Source organism: Streptomyces sp. NPDC028910, from assembly GCF_055564955.1.
Genome location: NZ_JBVHVF010000014.1, coordinates 1 through 15,241, shown reverse-complemented (window position 1 = coordinate 15,241; position 15,241 = coordinate 1). Strand labels below are relative to the sequence as shown.

The following is a 15,241-nucleotide window of genomic DNA, read 5'->3' as shown; positions in this document are numbered from 1 at the left end:
GCCCTGCCCCCGCCCTGCCCCCGCCCGGGCCCGTCGCGCGAACCGCTGGTAACCCGGTCGGATACCGATCGGTAACAACCTCTAGCGGCACCCCGGAAGGCGCCTCTATGGTGCGGACATGCCGAACCTGCCCGATGTCGTGCTGTGGTCCATACCCGCCTTCGTACTGCTCACCGTCATCGAGGTGGTGAGCTACCGCATCCATCCCGACGAGGACGCCGCCGGGTACGAGACCAAGGACGCCGTCACCAGCGTCGGCATGGGGCTCGGCAGCATCGGTTTCGACCTTCTCTGGAAGATTCCGGTCGTCGCGATCTACACCGCCGTGTACGAACTGACCCCGCTGCGCGTGCCCTTCCTGTGGTGGACGTTCCCGCTCATCCTGCTCGCCCAGGACTTCTGCTACTACTGGCAGCACCGCGGCCACCACGTCATCCGCATCCTGTGGGCCTGCCACGTCGTGCACCACAGCAGCCGCAAGTTCAACCTCACCACCGCCCTGCGCCAGCCCTGGACCAGCGCCACCTCCTGGCCGTTCTACGTGCCGATGATCGCCCTCGGCGTGCACCCGGCGGCCATCGCGTTCTGCTATTCGGTCAATCTCGTCTACCAGTTCTGGATCCACACCGAGCGCATCGACAAGCTGCCGCGACCCTTCGAATACGTCCTCAACACGCCCTCCCACCACCGCGTCCACCACGCCTCCCAAGGCGGCTACCTGGACCGGAACTTCGGCGGCATCCTCATCGTCTGGGACCGGATGTTCGGCTCGTGGGTGGGGGAGAGCGAGAAGCCCGTCTTCGGGCTGACCAAGAACATCGACACCTACAACCCGCTGCGGGTGGCCACGCACGAGTACGCCGCCATCGCCCGCGACGTGCGGGCCGCCGGGAACTGGCGCGAGCGGGCCGGCCGGGTCTTCCGCGGTCCGGGCTGGCAACCGGCGCCCGTCGCCGCGAACCCGGTCCCTGCCGACGCCGCGGCCCCGGTTGCCGCTGCCGCCGACACCGCCGCCGACTCCCGGTCGTCCGTACGGGAGACCACCGCGTGAGCACCGCGAAGTCCCCGGGCAGCCCCGCGCCCTCCCTGGCCACCGGCCGGCCGTCGGCGGGCCGGGCCCGCCTCGGCCGCGCCGCGCTCACCGCCCTCGCCCTCGCCGCCACCGTCGACCTCGGGTCGCTGCTGGCCGGCTGGCACCTCGGGCACGTCATCGCCAAGCCGCTGCTGATGCCGCTGCTCGTCGCCTACGTGGTCGTCCGCCACGGGACCGGCCGCGGCGCGCCCCGCCTGCTGATCGCCGCCCTGCTGTTCGGCTGGGGCGGGGACCTGGCCCTGCTCTTCGACGCCGAGCCCGCCTTCCTCGCCGGCATGGGCTCCTTCGCCGTCGGGCACGTGTGCTACCTCGTCCTCTTCGGCAAGCGGGCCGCGAACCCGCTGCTCGCGGGCGCGTACGCCCTCGCCCTCCTCGGGACCGTCGCCCTGCTGTGGGCCGACCTGCCGGCCGACCTGCGGATCCCCGTCGCCGGCTACAGCCTGCTGCTCACCGCCATGGCGCTGCGCTCCAGCGCGCTGGGCCTGCGGGCCGGGATCGGCGGGGCGCTGTTCCTGCTCTCCGACACCCTCATCGCCACCGGAGTCGCCGAGTGGCCCCAGCTGCCCCGCCCGGACTTCTGGATCATGGCGACCTATCTGGCCGCCCAGTACCTCCTGGCCACCGGCGTGACCGCCCGCGAAGCAGGCGTACGGTAGGACGGCCCTCAGTCGTACAAGACTGAACGACCCCGAGCCGGAGGACTGCACCACCATGCGCGCCACCGTCATCCACGCCCCGCACGACATCCGCGTGGAGGAGGTGCCCGACGCTGCGATCCAGCGCCCCGAGGACGCCGTCGTCCGCGTCCTGCGCGCCTGCATCTGCGGCAGCGACCTGTGGGCCTACCGCGGCGAAGCCGAGCGCCGGCCGGGCCAGCGCATCGGCCACGAGTTCCTGGGCATCGTCGAGGAGACCGGCTCCGCCGTCTCGGGCCTGCGCGCGGGCGACCTCGTCGTCGCGCCCTTCATGTGGTCGGACGGCACCTGCGACTACTGCTCCGAGGGCCTGTTCACCTCCTGCGAGCACGGCGGCTTCTGGGGCTCGGTCGGCCACGACGGCGGCCAGGGCGAGGCCGTCCGCGTGCCGCACGCCGACGGCACCCTGGTGAAGCTGCCCGCCGCGGCCGTCTCCGACGACCACCTGCTGACCGGCCTGCTCGCACTCTCCGACGTCATGGGCACCGGGCACCACGCGGCGCTGGGCGCGGGCGTGCGCAAGGGCTCCACGGTCGCCGTCGTCGGCGACGGCGCGGTGGGCCTGTGCGGGGTCCTCGCCGCCCGGCGCCTCGGCGCCGAGCGGATCATCGCACTGGGCCGCCACACCGCCCGTACGGACATAGCCAAGCTCTTCGGGGCCACCGACGTCGTCGCCGAGCGCGGGGAGGCCGCCGAGGCGGCCGTGCGCGAACTCACCGGCGGCCGGGGCGCGCACGCGGTCATCGAGGCGGTCGGCACCGAGATGTCCATGCGCACCGCCGTGAACATCACCCGCGACGGCGGCGCCGTCGGCTACGTCGGCGTCCCGCACGGCAGCGGCACCGGCCTCGACCTCGGCGTCATGTTCGACCGCAACATCACCCTGCGCGGTGGCGTCGCCCCGGTCCGCGCCTACATCCCGGAGCTGCTGGAGGACGTGCTCAGCGGCGCGATCGACCCGGCGCCCGTCTTCGACCGGGCCGTGTCCCTGGACGAGGTCCCGGACGGCTACCGCGCGATGGACGACCGCAGCGCCCTCAAGGTGCTGATCAAGCCCTGACCGGATGAAACGGACGGGCCGGGCGGGGGTGATCCCCGCCCGGCCCGTCCGCTGTCCCGCCGAAGGGCGTTACTTCACGGCCTTGAGCGCGTCGACCACGCCGTAGCCGTAGTAGCCGGTCTGACCCCACTTGCTCTCGCAGGTGGTGGCGTCGATCAGCGTGCCCGCGCTGTTGTATATCTGGCTCGGGCAGGCCGCCTTCGTGGACTGCGCCTTCAGCATCGCCTGGAGCTGCGACGGCGTGGCCGACGGGTGGGCGCTCTTGAGCAGCGCCGCGACGCCCGCGACGTGCGGGGCCGCCATCGAGGTGCCCTGCTTGTAGCCGTAGAGCCCGCCCGGGATGGTCGACAGCACGCGCCCGTTGGCGTCCGGGGTGGCGGGGACCTGCCACTTGTCGCCGCCGGGGGCGGCGACGTCCACGACCCCGAGGCCGTAGCTGGAGTAGTACGAGCGCAGACCCTTGTCGCCGGTCGCCGAGACGGTGACCACGCCCGGCAGCTGGGTGGGCAGGTCGAGGCAGAAACTCGGGTCGATGGTGCGCGGCACCGGGGTGGTGTCGTTCGGGCTGGTCTCGTCGACGAGGGAGTCGGCCGCCAGGTCCTGGTTGGAGTTGCCGGCCGAGGCCACGTGCAGCGTGCCCTTGCGCTCGGCGTACTTGGTGGCCCGGCCGATGGCCTCCACCAGCGCCTTCTGGTCGTCGTCCGTCTTGCAGTTGAAGAGCCAGGGGTCGACGTAGTAGCTGTTGTTGGTCACCTCGATCCCCTTCTCGGCGGCGAACATGAAGCCGCAGACGACCGCCTCGGTGTAGAAGAGGCTGGTCCCGGGCTCGCTCACCTTGATCGCGGCGATCTTCACGCCGGGCGCGACACCGCTGATGCCGACGCCGTTGCGCGGGGCTCCGATGGTGCCGGCCACGTGCGTGCCGTGGTCGCTGCCGTCGGCGTACGGGCGCCAGGCGCCCTCGGTGGTGTCCGCGACACCGCCGACGCAGTTGGCCGACTGGCCCTTGGAGAAGTTCGGGGCGAGATCGGGGTGGGTGTCGTCGACACCCGTGTCGATGATGCCCACGGTGACGTCCTGGCTGCCATCGTTGATCTTGTGAGCCTCGTCGGCCTTGATCGTCCGCAGGTCCCACTGGTTGGGCTCGAGCGGCTCCTGACCCTCCTGGGCCTGGGCCGCCGCCTTGGCGGCGTCCGCCGCGCTCAGCTGCTGGGTCGCGCCCTCGTCGGTGGTCTGCACCGCCTGCAGCGGGGCCGTCCGGGTGGCGCCGACCGACACGAACAGGCCGCGCTGGGCCCGCAGCTGCTTGGCGAAGTCCGGGTTCTGGGAATGTGCGACGACGACCCCGATCTGCTCATAGGCCGTCACCACCGTTCCGCCGGCCCGCTCGATGGCCTTCTTCGCCGCCGTCACCGTGGCGTACGCGTTCACGTTCGCCACGTACGACAGCTTGGGGCCGGAGGTGTCGGCCTTCGAAGTCGTCGACGCGTCCGCCGTGTTGCCCAGCGGGGCGGCGGAGGCCGCGACCGAGGGCAGGAAGGCGAGCGAAGCGGTGAGCGCCAGGCCGACCGGTACGGCGAGTCGCCGGCGGCCGGATCCCAGATGAGCCATGGGTTCTCCAGATCATCCTTGAAAAATCCGTCCGTACGCGGTCGCGTCGGACGGGTCCATGACAAGTGAACCTAGCGTCGCCGTTCCCCTCTGCGCCATCAGTTCGAGCAATCAGTTCCGGAAGAATCCCCGGGTGTTGAACCGTCCCGACGCGCCGGCCGTGCCGTTGACAGGGGGGATCAGCACCACCGTCCCCCACACGGAGGTTGTTTTGTCCGTTGTCCCCACCGCACCCGCGTCACAAGGAGAGTCCCCCGTGACCACCGAAGCAGCGCCGCCGCCGGGCAGCGCGGGAACGCCACCGGCGGGCCCCACGGCCGATGAGTTCGCGAGCGTGCAGCAGAGCGCGGAGTTCGCCGAACTGCGCAGCTCCTACCGCTCCTTCGCCTTCCCGCTCACCGTGGCCTTCATCGCCTGGTACCTGCTCTACGTCCTGCTGTCCAACTACGCGGGCGACTTCATGGGGACCCAGCTCTTCGGCAACATCAACGTCGCCCTCGTGCTCGGCCTCGCCCAGTTCGCGACGACCTTCCTCATCGCCTGGCTCTACGCGCGGCACGCCGCCGCCAAGCTCGACCCCAAGGCGGAAGCCATCAAGGCGCGGATGGAGGCCGCGGAATGAGCGCGATGAACGGCACGCTCCACGTCACGACGGTCGCCGCGGGCGCCTCCGAGCACCGACCGCTGATCATCACCCTGTTCGGACTGTTCGTCGTCGCGACCCTGATCATCACCATCTGGGCCGGCCGCCAGACCAAGGACGCCGCCGACTTCTACGCGGGCGGCCGCCAGTTCACCGGCTTCCAGAACGGTCTCGCCATCTCCGGCGACTACATGTCCGCCGCGTCCTTCCTCGGCATCGCCGGGGCCATCGCCCTCTTCGGCTACGACGGCTTCCTCTACTCCATCGGCTTCCTCGTCGCCTGGCTGGTCGCCCTGCTGCTCGTCGCCGAGCCGCTGCGCAACTCGGGCCGCTACACGATGGGCGACGTCCTCGCGTACCGGATGCGCCAGCGGCCCGTGCGCACCGCCGCCGGCACCTCCACCATCGTGGTCTCGATCTTCTACCTGCTCGCCCAGATGGCCGGCGCCGGCGTGCTCGTCTCGCTGCTCCTGGGCATCACCAGTGACGGCGGCAAGGTGGCCGTGGTCGCGCTGGTCGGCGTACTGATGATCCTCTACGTGACGATCGGCGGGATGAAGGGCACCACCTGGGTCCAGATGATCAAGGCCGTCCTGCTGATCGCGGGCGCCCTGCTGATCACCTTCCTGGTGCTGGTGAAGTTCAACTTCAACGTCTCCGAGCTGCTGGGCAAGGCCGCGGAGAACAGCGGGCAGGGGGTGAAGTTCCTCGAACCCGGTCTGAAGTACGGCAAGGACGCGACCACGAAGCTGGACTTCATCTCGCTCGGCATCGCCCTGGTCCTCGGCACCGCCGGTCTGCCGCACATCCTGATCCGCTTCTACACCGTCCCCACGGCCAAGGCCGCCCGCAAGTCCGTGAACTGGGCCATCGGCATCATCGGCGCCTTCTATCTGATGACCATCGCCCTCGGCTTCGGCGCCGCCGCCCTGCTCAACCGGGCCGACATCCTCGCCTCCAACAAGGCCGGCAACACAGCGGCCCCGCTGCTCGCCCAGGAGATCGGAGGCGGACCGGACTCCACCGGTGGTGCCATCCTGCTCGCCGTGATCTCCGCGGTCGCCTTCGCGACCATCCTCGCCGTGGTCGCGGGCCTCACCCTCGCCTCCTCCTCGTCCTTCGCGCACGACCTGTACGTGAACGTGATCCGCAAGGGCAACGCCACCGAGCAGGAGGAGGTGCGCGCCGCCCGCTGGTCCACCGTCGTCATCGGCGCCGTCGCCATCGGCCTGGGCGCCCTCGCCCGCGACCTGAACGTGGCCGGCCTCGTCGCGCTCGCCTTCGCGGTCGCCGCCTCCGCCAATCTGCCGACGATCCTCTACAGCCTCTTCTGGAAGCGCTTCACCACCCAGGGCGCGCTGTGGTCCATCTACGGCGGTCTGATCTCGGCGGTCGGCCTGGTGCTCTTCTCCCCGGTCGTCTCCGGCAAGCCCACCTCGATGTTCAAGGACGCCGACTTCTACTGGTTCCCGCTGGAGAACCCGGGCATCATCTCGATCCCCCTCGGCTTCCTGCTGGGCTGGCTGGGGACCGTACTCTCCAAGGAGAAGGCCGACCCCCAGAAGTTCGCCGAGCTGGAAGTCCGTTCCCTCACCGGAACAGGGGCGCACTGAGATCGTCCGAACACCCAGCGTGGCCGCGTCGTAGGTCCCTACGACGCGGCCACGTTACGTCTCGTTCATTTGGGCACCTCTGCATGACACAGGCGTCGCGTAGGCTCGGAATTAGAACGCGTGACGTAGATCCAACATCGCGCGTACCTCTACGGATCCGGACAGGGGAGGGGGCCCACAGTGCTTCTCGACACCTACGGCCGCGTGGCCACTGACCTGCGCGTCTCGCTCACCGACCGGTGCAACCTGCGCTGCACGTACTGCATGCCCGAAGAGGGACTGCAGTGGCTCGGCAAGTCCGACCTGCTCAGCGACGACGAGATCGTCCGGCTGATCCGCATCGCGGTCACCCGGCTCGGCATCACCGAGGTCCGCTTCACCGGCGGCGAGCCGCTGCTGCGCCCCGGCCTGGTCGGGATCGTCGAGCAGTGCGCCGGCCTGGAGCCCCGCCCCAAGATGTCGCTCACCACCAACGGCATCGGTCTCAAGCGCACCGCGCAGGCCCTGAAGGCCGCCGGCCTGGACCGGGTGAACGTCTCCCTGGACACCCTGCGGCCCGAGGTCTTCAAGACCCTCACCCGCCGCGACCGGCACCACGACGTCATCGACGGCATGGCCGCGGCCCGCGAGGCCGGCCTCACCCCCGTCAAGGTCAATGCCGTGCTCATGCCGGGGCTCAATGACGACGAGGCCCCCGACCTGCTGGCCTGGGCCGTGGAGAACGAGTACGAGCTCCGCTTCATCGAGCAGATGCCGCTCGACGCCCAGCACGGCTGGAAGCGCGAGGGCATGATCACCGCCGGGGACATCCTCGCATCCCTGCGCACCCGCTTCACGCTCACCGAGGAAGGCGCCGACGAGCGCGGCTCCGCCCCGGCGGAGCGCTGGGTGGTCGACGGCGGCCCGGCCACCGTCGGCGTCATCGCCTCGGTCACCCGCCCGTTCTGCGGCGCCTGCGACCGTACCCGGCTCACGGCCGACGGCCAGGTCCGTACGTGCCTGTTCGCCACCGAGGAGTCGGACCTGCGCGCCGCCCTGCGCTCGGGCGCCCCGGACGAGGAGATCGCCCGGCTGTGGAAGGTGGCCATGTGGGGCAAGAAGGCCGGGTCCGGCCTCGACGACCCGTCCTTCCTGCAGCCCGACCGCCCGATGTCCGCGATCGGCGGCTGACGCCCCCGGGTCAGCGCAGGCGCTCCGAGCCCTCCGGCTGCACCCACTCGTCGATCTTCACGACGTCCTTGAGGAAACCGCGGACCCCCAGGAACTGGGAGAGGTGTTCGCGGTGTTCCTCGCATGCCAGCCAGGTCTTGCGCCGCTCCGGCGTGTGCAGCGTCGGGTTGTTCCACGCCAGGACCCATACGGCCGCGGCGCGGCAGCCCTTGGCGGAGCAGGTGGGGGTTTCGTCCGGGCCGGAGATGTCAGAGGAAGTCACGGCCCAACCCTAGAACGGAAAGGCGACGCCGAGCAGCCACGGGGGGAGCTGCCCGGCGTCGGTCCGTCGCTCCGACGGGGGATGCGGAGCGCGTGAGCAGTATGTCACGCAGGACCCGGTGGAGTGCACCGGAACTTCATGATTGATCTGAGCTTTTCTTGAGGTTTCCCCCGTCGAGTGCCGGCCGCACGGGAGCCGGGATGAAGTGCGAGGGCAGCGAGGGCGTCGACTCGCGCCCCGCGTTGGCGATGACCACGGCCACGTAGGGCAGCAGGGCGCCCGCGATGAGCGTCACGACGGCCACGGGACGCTGCACGTTCCACAAGAGCACGGTCGCGATGACCGACAGGGTCCGCACGGCCATCGAGATCACGTATCGGCGCTGGCGGCCCCGCACGTCCTCGGCGAGCCCCATCCGCGCGCCGGTGATCCGGAAGACCTCGGCCCCGTTCCGCTTCTGCCGCTTCGTTCGCTCCACGTTCCACCACCTGATCACCTGCCGGGCGCTCCCCGTCCCGGGACCCTCCCCACGGTACGCGGGCCCGTGTCCGCGAGGAGAGGGGCCCCCTGGGGAGTGCCCCCTAATGCGCTGCCCGAAATGCGCCGTACGCCGGGCGGGCCGAGACTGGGCCCACGTGCGCACAACGCGCCAGGAGGAGGCTCGACATGCATTGGTTGTGGGCGATCATCGTCGGTTTCGTGCTGGGGCTGATTGCCCGGGCCATCCTGCCGGGCAAGCAGCACCAGCCCCTCTGGCTCACCACCGTCTTCGGCATCATCGGCGGTGTCCTCGGCAACGCCGTGGCCACCTGGATCGGCGTCGGCGAGACCCGGGGCATCGACTGGGTCCGGCACTTGCTGCAGCTCGCCGGAGCGGTCGTCGTGGTCGGCCTCGGCGACATGATCTACGTGGCGATGCGGGGCGGCAAACGGCGGACGACATGAGACGCGGCGGAGCATGACGGAGGGGCCGGCCGGACCGTGTGTCCGAACCGGCCCCTCCGCCGTGTTCCGTGCCGTGTTCCGTGTCGTGCGGCGCTACGAGGCGTCAGGCGCCGGTGACCTCGACCGCGGCCAGGTTCTTCTTGCCGCGGCGCAGGACGAGCCAGCGCCCGTGCAGCAGGTCCTCCGCGGCGGGCACCGCGTCCTCGGCGGTGACCTTCACGTTGTTCACGTAGGCGCCGCCCTCCTTCACGGTCCGCCGGCCGGCCGACTTGCTGGCGACCAGGCCCGTCTCCGCGAACAGGTCGACGACCAGGCCGGGCTCGGCGACCTTGGCGTGCGGCAGCTCCGACAGGGCCGCGGCCAGCGTGGCCTCGTCCAGCTCCGCCAGGTCGCCCTGACCGAACAGCGCCTTCGACGCGGCGATCACGGCGGCGCACTGGTCGGCGCCGTGCACCAGCGTCGTCAGCTCCTCCGCGAGCGCCCGCTGCGCGGCACGCGCCTGCGGCCGCTCGGCGGTCTGCGCCTCCAGCTCCTCCAGCTCCTCCCTGGACTTGAAGGAGAGGATCCGCATGTAGGTGGAGATGTCCCGGTCGTCCACGTTCAGCCAGAACTGGTAGAACGCGTACGGGGTGGTCATCTCCGGGTCGAGCCAGACGGCCCCGCCCTCGGTCTTGCCGAACTTGGTGCCGTCCGCCTTGACCATCAGCGGGGTCGCCATCGCGTGCACGACCGCGCCCGGCTCGACCTTGTGGATCAGGTCGAGACCGGCCGTCAGGTTGCCCCACTGGTCGGAGCCGCCCTGCTGGAGAACGCAGCCGTAGCGCCGGTACAGCTCCAGGAAGTCCATGCCCTGGAGCAGCTGGTAGCTGAACTCCGTGTAGCTGATGCCCTGGTCGGACTCCAGCCGCTTGGCGACCGAGTCCTTCGTCAGCATCTTGTTGACGCGGAAGTGCTTGCCGATGTCCCGCAGGAACTCGATGGCGGACATGCCCGCCGTCCAGTCCAGGTTGTTCACCAGGACCGCCGCGTTCTCGCCCTCGAAGGACAGGAACGGCTCGATCTGCGAACGCAGCCGGCCGACCCACTCCGCGATGACGGCCGGGTCGTTCAGGGTCCGCTCGGCCGTCGGCCGCGGGTCACCGATCTGGCCGGTGGCCCCGCCGACCAGCGCGAGCGGCCGGTTCCCGGCCAGCTGGAGCCGGCGCATGGTGAGCACCTGCACCAAGTGCCCGACGTGCAGCGAGGCCGCCGTCGGGTCGTAGCCGCAATAGAACGTGACAGGACCGTCCGCGAACGCCTTGCGCAGCGCTTCTTCGTCGGTGGACTGGGCGAAGAGCCCACGCCACTTCAGTTCGTCGACGATGTCCGTCACGGTCTCTCGACTCCTTCTCACGAGGGCATTGCAGGACTCAGTCTAGGTGGGTCAGACGCCCTTGCTGACCGAGCTCATGTTGAAATCGGGGATGCGCAGCGCGGGCATCGCGGCCCTGGTGAACCAGTCGCTCCACTCGCGCGGCAGGGTCTTCTCGCTCCGCCCGGCCTCCGAGGCCCGCGACAGCAGGTCCACGGGGGACTCGTTGAACCGGAAGTTGTTGACCTCGCCCACGACCTGCCCGTTCTCCACCAGATAGACGCCGTCCCGGGTCAGCCCCGTGAGCAGCAGCGTGGCCGGGTCCACCTCGCGGATGTACCAGAGGCAGGTCAGCAGCAGGCCCCGCTCGGTCCCCGCCACCATCTCCTCCAGCGACTTCTCGCCGCCGCCGTCCAGGATCAGGTTCCCGAAGCCGGGGGAGAGCGGCATCCCGGTCATGCCCGCCGTGTGCCGGGTCGTCATCAGCCGGTTCAGCTCGCCGTCACGGATCCACTCCGTCGCCGGGACCGGCAGACCGTTGTCGAACACCGACGCGTCGTCGCTGGAACTGTGCGCGATCACGAACGGCGGGCACTCCAGGCCCTCCGCGTTCGGGTCGCTGCGCAGGGTCAGCGGCAGCTCGGACAGCTTCTCGCCGAGCCGGGTGCCGCCGCCGGGCTTGGAGAAGACCGTACGGCCCTCCACCGCGTCCCGGGCCGTCGCCGACCACATCTGGTAGATCAGCAGGTCCGCCACGGCCGTCGGCGGCAGCAGGGTCTCGTACCGCCCGGCGGGCAGGTCGATCTTCCGCTCCGCCCAGCCCAGCCGTACGGCGAGCTCCGCGTCCAGCGCGGTCGGGTCCACGTCCTTGAAGTCCCGGGTGGCGCGGCCGGCCCAGGCCGAGCGCTGGCGGTCCGGTGACTTGGCGTTGAGCTCCAGGGTGCCGTTGGGCTGGTCGTGGCGCAGCCGCAGGCCCGTCGAGGTGCCGACGTACGTGGAGACAAGCTCGTGGTGGGCGAAGCCGTACAGCTCCCGGCCCCCCGCACGGGCCCGGGCGAAGGCCTCGCCGAGGGCCGGGGCGAAGTCCGCGAACACCGCCGAGCTGGTCTCGGCCGGGACGTCGGTGAAGTCCGGCGAGGCCGGGGTCCCGGTGACCAGCGGCTGGGCGTCCTCGGCCGGGCCGGCCCCGCGCGCGGCCGCCTCGGCGGCCCGGACCAGCGGCTCCAGGTCGGCCGCCGTGACGGCGGAGCGCGAGACGACCCCCGAGGCCGTGCCCTCCTTGCCGTCGACCGTGGCGATGACCGTCAGGGTCCGGCCACGGGTGACGCCGTTGGTCGTCAGGGCGTTGCCCGCCCAGCGCAGATTGGCGCTCGACTCCTCGTCGGCGATGACGACGCAGCCGTCTGCGGTGGAAAGCTCCAGCGCCCGCTCGACGATCTCGTGGGGCTTGGTCGTTCGAATCGACGAGCTCATCGCCCGGCCTCCTGCGTGGTGTTCAGGATGTTCACGTCTTGGAACAGCGCGGACGGGCAGCCGTGCGAGACCGCCGCGACCTGGCCCGGCTGCGCCTTGCCGCAGTTGAAGGCGCCGCCCAGGACGTAGGTCTGCGGGCCGCCGACCTTCTCCATCGAGCCCCAGAACTCGGTCGTGGTGGCCTGGTACGCGACGTCGCGCACCTGCCCGGCCAGCTTGCCGTTCTCGATCCGGAAGAACCGCTGCCCGGTGAACTGGAAGTTGTAGCGCTGCATGTCGATCGACCAGGAGCGGTCGCCGACCACGTAGATCCCGCGTTCCACCCCGCCGATGAGGTCCTCGGTCGACAGGCCGCCCGGATCCGGCTGGAGCGACACGTTCGCCATCCGCTGCACGGGCACGTGCCCGGGGGAGTCGGCGAAGGCACAGCCGTTGGAGCGCCCGAGACCGGTCAGCTTCGCGATCCGCCGGTCCAGCTGGTAGCCGACCAGCGTGCCGTCCTTGACCAGGTCCCAGCTCTGCGCCTGGACGCCCTCGTCGTCGAAGCCGATCGTGGCCAGCCCGTGCTCGGCGGTGCGGTCACCCGTCACGTTCATGATCGGGGAGCCGTACTTGAGCTTGCCCAGCTGGTCGAAGGTGGCGAAGGAGGTTCCCGCGTACGCCGCCTCGTAGCCCAGGGCCCGGTCGAGCTCGGTGGCGTGGCCGATGGACTCGTGGATGGTGAGCCACAGGTTGGACGGGTCCACCACGAGGTCGTAGCGCCCCGCCTGCACGCTGGGCGCCCGCATCTTCTCGGCGAGCAGGCCGGGGATCTCCTCCAGCTCGGCGTTCCAGTCCCAGCCGGTGCCGGTCAGGTACTCCCAGCCGCGCCCGGCCGGCGGGGCGATGGTGCGCATGGAGTCGAACTCGCCGGTGGTGCCGTTCACGGCGACGGCCGTGAGCTGCGGGTGGATCCGCACCCGCTGCTGCGTGGTCGAGGTGCCCGCCGTGTCGGCGTAGAACTTGTTCTCGTGCACGGCGAGGAGCGAGGCGTCCACGTGCGCGACCCCCTCGGCCGCCAGCAGCCGCGAGCTCCAGTCGGCGAGCAGCGCCGCCTTCTCCGCGTCCGGCACCTCGAAGGGGTTCACGTCGTAGGCGGAGATCCAGGTCCGCTCCGCGTGCACCGGCTCGTCGGCGAGCTCCACCCGCTCGTCCGAACCGGCGGCCTTGATCACCTGGGCGGACAGCTTCGCCATGGCCACGGCCTGCGAGGCCACCTTGGCGGCGGCGTCCATGGTCAGGTCCACACCGGAGGCGAAACCCCAACTGCCGCCGTGCACCACGCGGACCGCGTAGCCGAGGTCGGTGGTGTCGGATCCGCCGGAGGGCTTGGCGTCCCGCAGGCGCCAGGAGGCGCTGCGGATCCGCTCGAGCCGGAAGTCGGCATGGTCGGCGCCCAGCGCGCGGGCCCGGGCGAGCGCCGCGTCGGCGAGCGCCCGCAAGGGCAGCGCGGTGAAGGCCGCGTCGATGGAATGGGGCACGGAAGTCCTCCCGGGGTCGGGGCCGGTCGCCCCGATCATGTCGCGATCCGGGCCCTTGTGCCTACCTCTTTCTGTAGGGACTCGACAGAGCCCGTCTCAAGGCCCTGTCGGGGGTCGATTCTCCGTACGGGGGATGCGACCTATAGGTTTTTGGTATTCAGACCGCTAGCGAAAGGGTGATCCGTTGAGCCGCTCGGTTCTCGTCACCGGAGGAAACCGGGGCATCGGCCTCGCCATCGCCCGAGCCTTCGCGGAGGCCGGCGACAAGGTCGCGATCACGTACCGGTCGGGCGAGCCGCCGCAGGCGCTCACCTCGCTCGGTGTTCTGGCGGTGCGGTGCGACATCACCGACTCCGAGCAGGTGGAGCAGGCCTACAAGCAGATCGAGGACGAGCACGGTGCCGTCGAGGTGCTGGTGGCCAACGCCGGCATCACCAAGGACACGCTGCTGATGCGGATGTCCGAGGAGGACTTCGCGTCGGTCGTCGACACCAACCTCACCGGCACCTTCCGGGTGGTCAAGCGCGCGAACCGTGGCATGCTCCGTGCCAAGAAGGGCCGCGTCGTCCTGATCTCCTCGGTCGTCGGACTGCTCGGCTCGGCAGGGCAGGCCAACTACGCCGCCTCCAAGGCCGCGCTGGTCGGCTTCGCCCGCTCGCTCGCCCGTGAGCTGGGCTCCCGCAACATCACCTTCAACGTCGTCGCCCCCGGTTTCGTGGACACCGACATGACGAAGGTGCTCACCGACGAGCAGCGCGCCGGCATCGTGGGCCAGGTGCCGCTCGGCCGTTACGCGCAGCCCGAGGAGATCGCGGCAGCCGTGAGCTTCCTGGCGTCCGACGACGCCGCGTACATCACCGGAGCCGTCATTCCCGTTGACGGCGGATTGGGCATGGGTCACTGATCACCATGAGCGGAATTCTCGAGGGCAAGCGCATCCTCATCACCGGGGTGCTGATGGAGTCCTCCATCGCGTTCCACGCCGCCAGGCTGGCCCAGGAGCAGGGCGCCGAGGTCATCCTCACGGCGTTCCCGCGGCCGACGCTGACGGAGCGCATCGCCCGCAAGCTGCCGAAGCCCGCCAAGGTCATCGAGCTCGACGTCACCAACGAGGAGCACCTGGCCCGCCTGGCGGACCTGGTCCGTGACGAGCTCGGCGGGCTCGACGGCGTCGTCCACTCCATCGGCTTCGCGCCGCAGGACGCCCTCGGCGGCAACTTCCTGAACACCCCGTTCGAGTCGGTCGCGACCGCCATGCACGTCTCGGCCTTCTCCCTGAAGTCGCTGACCATGGCCTGCAAGCCGCTGTTCCCGCACGAGGGCGCGGCCGTCGTCGGCCTCACCTTCGACGCGCAGTTCGCCTGGCCGCAGTACGACTGGATGGGTCCGGCCAAGGCCGCGCTGGAGGCCACCAGCCGCTACCTCGCCCGCGACCTGGGCAAGGAGAACATCCGCTGCAACCTGGTCTCGGCCGGTCCGATCGGCTCGATGGCCGCGAAGTCCATCCCGGGCTTCTCGGACCTGGCGAACGTCTGGAACTCCCGCTCGATGCTGGAGTGGGACATGAACGACCCGGAGCCGACGGGCAAGGCCATCGTGGCCCTGCTGTCGGACTGGTTCCCGAAGACCACCGGCGAGATCGTCCACGTGGACGGCGGCCTGCACGCGATGGGTGCCTGATCCCCGGTCACGTCTCCCGCGTCCGTACGGCGGCGGGGGGGGGGGGGGGGGGGGGGGGGGGGGGGGGGGGGGGGGGGGGGGGGGGGGGGGGGGGGGGGGGGGGGGGGGGGGGGGGGGGGGGGGGG

General features: G+C 70.7%; 15 protein-coding genes. 9 read left to right on the top strand and 6 right to left on the bottom strand.

All coding sequences use genetic code 11. The annotated features are described in order from the left end of the window. Window positions 1-118: 118 nt before the first annotated feature. From ACZ4TV_RS18365 to ACZ4TV_RS18355, 3 genes are read left to right on the top strand one after another with little or no spacing between them, the layout of a single operon-like run. Window positions 119-1,051, top strand: a complete 933-nt coding sequence (locus tag ACZ4TV_RS18365; protein WP_468135705.1) for a sterol desaturase family protein — start codon at window positions 119-121, stop codon at window positions 1,049-1,051. After that, a complete protein-coding gene (locus tag ACZ4TV_RS18360) occupies window positions 1,048-1,749 on the top strand; it encodes a lysoplasmalogenase (protein WP_468135704.1) in 702 nt (233 codons plus the stop codon). The genes ACZ4TV_RS18365 and ACZ4TV_RS18360 overlap by 4 nt, the downstream gene beginning before the upstream one ends. A gap of 55 nt (window positions 1,750-1,804) precedes the next feature. Then, window positions 1,805-2,848 carry a zinc-dependent alcohol dehydrogenase family protein gene (locus ACZ4TV_RS18355; protein WP_468135703.1) on the top strand — a complete coding sequence of 348 codons (1,044 nt, stop codon included), beginning with the start codon at window positions 1,805-1,807 and terminating at the stop codon, window positions 2,846-2,848. 69 nt (window positions 2,849-2,917) lie between these two features. Here the strand turns inward: ACZ4TV_RS18355 and ACZ4TV_RS18350 are convergent, their stop codons facing one another. Further along, window positions 2,918-4,459, bottom strand: a complete 1,542-nt coding sequence (locus tag ACZ4TV_RS18350; protein ID WP_468135702.1) for a S8 family serine peptidase — start codon at window positions 4,457-4,459, stop codon at window positions 2,918-2,920. A gap of 256 nt (window positions 4,460-4,715) precedes the next feature. Here ACZ4TV_RS18350 and ACZ4TV_RS18345 point away from each other — a divergent pair, with 256 nt between their 5' ends. From ACZ4TV_RS18345 to moaA, 3 genes are all read left to right on the top strand, one after another. After that, window positions 4,716-5,081, top strand: a complete 366-nt coding sequence (locus tag ACZ4TV_RS18345; protein ID WP_468135701.1) for a DUF485 domain-containing protein — start codon at window positions 4,716-4,718, stop codon at window positions 5,079-5,081. Then, window positions 5,078-6,715 carry a solute symporter family protein gene (locus ACZ4TV_RS18340; protein WP_468135700.1) on the top strand — a complete coding sequence of 546 codons (1,638 nt, stop codon included), beginning with the start codon at window positions 5,078-5,080 and terminating at the stop codon, window positions 6,713-6,715. The genes ACZ4TV_RS18345 and ACZ4TV_RS18340 overlap by 4 nt, the downstream gene beginning before the upstream one ends. A gap of 180 nt (window positions 6,716-6,895) precedes the next feature. Continuing rightward, the gene (gene moaA / locus ACZ4TV_RS18335; RefSeq protein ID WP_468135699.1) at window positions 6,896-7,885 is read left to right on the top strand and encodes a GTP 3',8-cyclase MoaA; all 990 of its coding nucleotides are present in this window, start codon (window positions 6,896-6,898) and stop codon (window positions 7,883-7,885) included. Window positions 7,886-7,895: 10 nt separating this feature from the next. Here the strand turns inward: moaA and ACZ4TV_RS18330 are convergent, their stop codons facing one another. Next, the gene (locus tag ACZ4TV_RS18330) at window positions 7,896-8,132 is read right to left on the bottom strand and encodes a hypothetical protein (protein WP_468135848.1); all 237 of its coding nucleotides are present in this window, start codon (window positions 8,130-8,132) and stop codon (window positions 7,896-7,898) included. Between the two features lie 151 nt (window positions 8,133-8,283). Then, the gene (locus tag ACZ4TV_RS18325) at window positions 8,284-8,625 is read right to left on the bottom strand and encodes a DUF3099 domain-containing protein (RefSeq protein ID WP_468135698.1); all 342 of its coding nucleotides are present in this window, start codon (window positions 8,623-8,625) and stop codon (window positions 8,284-8,286) included. Between the two features lie 188 nt (window positions 8,626-8,813). On the opposite strand from ACZ4TV_RS18325, the gene ACZ4TV_RS18320 reads away from it, so the two are divergent. Continuing rightward, the gene (locus ACZ4TV_RS18320) at window positions 8,814-9,092 is read left to right on the top strand and encodes a GlsB/YeaQ/YmgE family stress response membrane protein (RefSeq protein ID WP_468135697.1); all 279 of its coding nucleotides are present in this window, start codon (window positions 8,814-8,816) and stop codon (window positions 9,090-9,092) included. Between the two features lie 103 nt (window positions 9,093-9,195). Here the strand turns inward: ACZ4TV_RS18320 and tyrS are convergent, their stop codons facing one another. Genes tyrS through ACZ4TV_RS18305 form a run of 3 tightly spaced genes read right to left on the bottom strand, consistent with a single transcriptional unit; the run spans window position 9,196 to window position 13,475 of the window. After that, a complete protein-coding gene (gene tyrS / locus ACZ4TV_RS18315) occupies window positions 9,196-10,464 on the bottom strand; it encodes a tyrosine--tRNA ligase (RefSeq protein ID WP_468135696.1) in 1,269 nt (422 codons plus the stop codon). Window positions 10,465-10,515: 51 nt separating this feature from the next. Beyond that, complete coding sequence (locus ACZ4TV_RS18310; RefSeq protein WP_468135695.1) at window positions 10,516-11,916, bottom strand: metallopeptidase TldD-related protein; 1,401 nt, start codon at window positions 11,914-11,916, stop codon at window positions 10,516-10,518. Beyond that, on the bottom strand, window positions 11,913-13,475 hold the full coding sequence (locus ACZ4TV_RS18305; RefSeq protein WP_468135694.1) for a TldD/PmbA family protein: 1,563 nt from the start codon (window positions 13,473-13,475) through the stop codon (window positions 11,913-11,915). Before ACZ4TV_RS18305 ends, ACZ4TV_RS18310 begins: the two co-directional genes overlap by 4 nt. Before the next feature lie 145 nt (window positions 13,476-13,620). On the opposite strand from ACZ4TV_RS18305, the gene fabG reads away from it, so the two are divergent. Together fabG and fabI are read left to right on the top strand one after the other, a co-directional pair. Continuing rightward, entirely contained in the window at window positions 13,621-14,340 is a 720-nt protein-coding gene (gene fabG / locus ACZ4TV_RS18300) for a 3-oxoacyl-[acyl-carrier-protein] reductase (protein ID WP_468135693.1), read from the top strand. Window positions 14,341-14,345: 5 nt separating this feature from the next. Then, entirely contained in the window at window positions 14,346-15,116 is a 771-nt protein-coding gene (gene fabI, locus ACZ4TV_RS18295; protein ID WP_468135692.1) for an enoyl-ACP reductase FabI, read from the top strand. The last annotated feature ends 125 nt before the right edge of the window (window positions 15,117-15,241 follow it).

What these genes read in the sequence shown, in the direction of transcription:
- ACZ4TV_RS18365 (WP_468135705.1), top strand. Translation starts at nt 119, where the DNA reads ATGCCGAACCTGCCCGATGTCGTGCTGTGGTCCATACCCGCCTTCGTA.
- ACZ4TV_RS18355 (WP_468135703.1), top strand. Translation starts at nt 1,805, where the DNA reads ATGCGCGCCACCGTCATCCACGCCCCGCACGACATCCGCGTGGAGGAG.
- ACZ4TV_RS18350 (WP_468135702.1), bottom strand. Translation starts at nt 4,459, where the DNA reads ATGGCTCATCTGGGATCCGGCCGCCGGCGACTCGCCGTACCGGTCGGC.
- ACZ4TV_RS18340 (WP_468135700.1), top strand. Translation starts at nt 5,078, where the DNA reads ATGAGCGCGATGAACGGCACGCTCCACGTCACGACGGTCGCCGCGGGC.
- ACZ4TV_RS18320 (WP_468135697.1), top strand. Translation starts at nt 8,814, where the DNA reads ATGCATTGGTTGTGGGCGATCATCGTCGGTTTCGTGCTGGGGCTGATT.
- ACZ4TV_RS18310 (WP_468135695.1), bottom strand. Translation starts at nt 11,916, where the DNA reads ATGAGCTCGTCGATTCGAACGACCAAGCCCCACGAGATCGTCGAGCGG.
- ACZ4TV_RS18305 (WP_468135694.1), bottom strand. Translation starts at nt 13,475, where the DNA reads ATGATCGGGGCGACCGGCCCCGACCCCGGGAGGACTTCCGTGCCCCAT.
- fabI (WP_468135692.1), top strand. Translation starts at nt 14,346, where the DNA reads ATGAGCGGAATTCTCGAGGGCAAGCGCATCCTCATCACCGGGGTGCTG.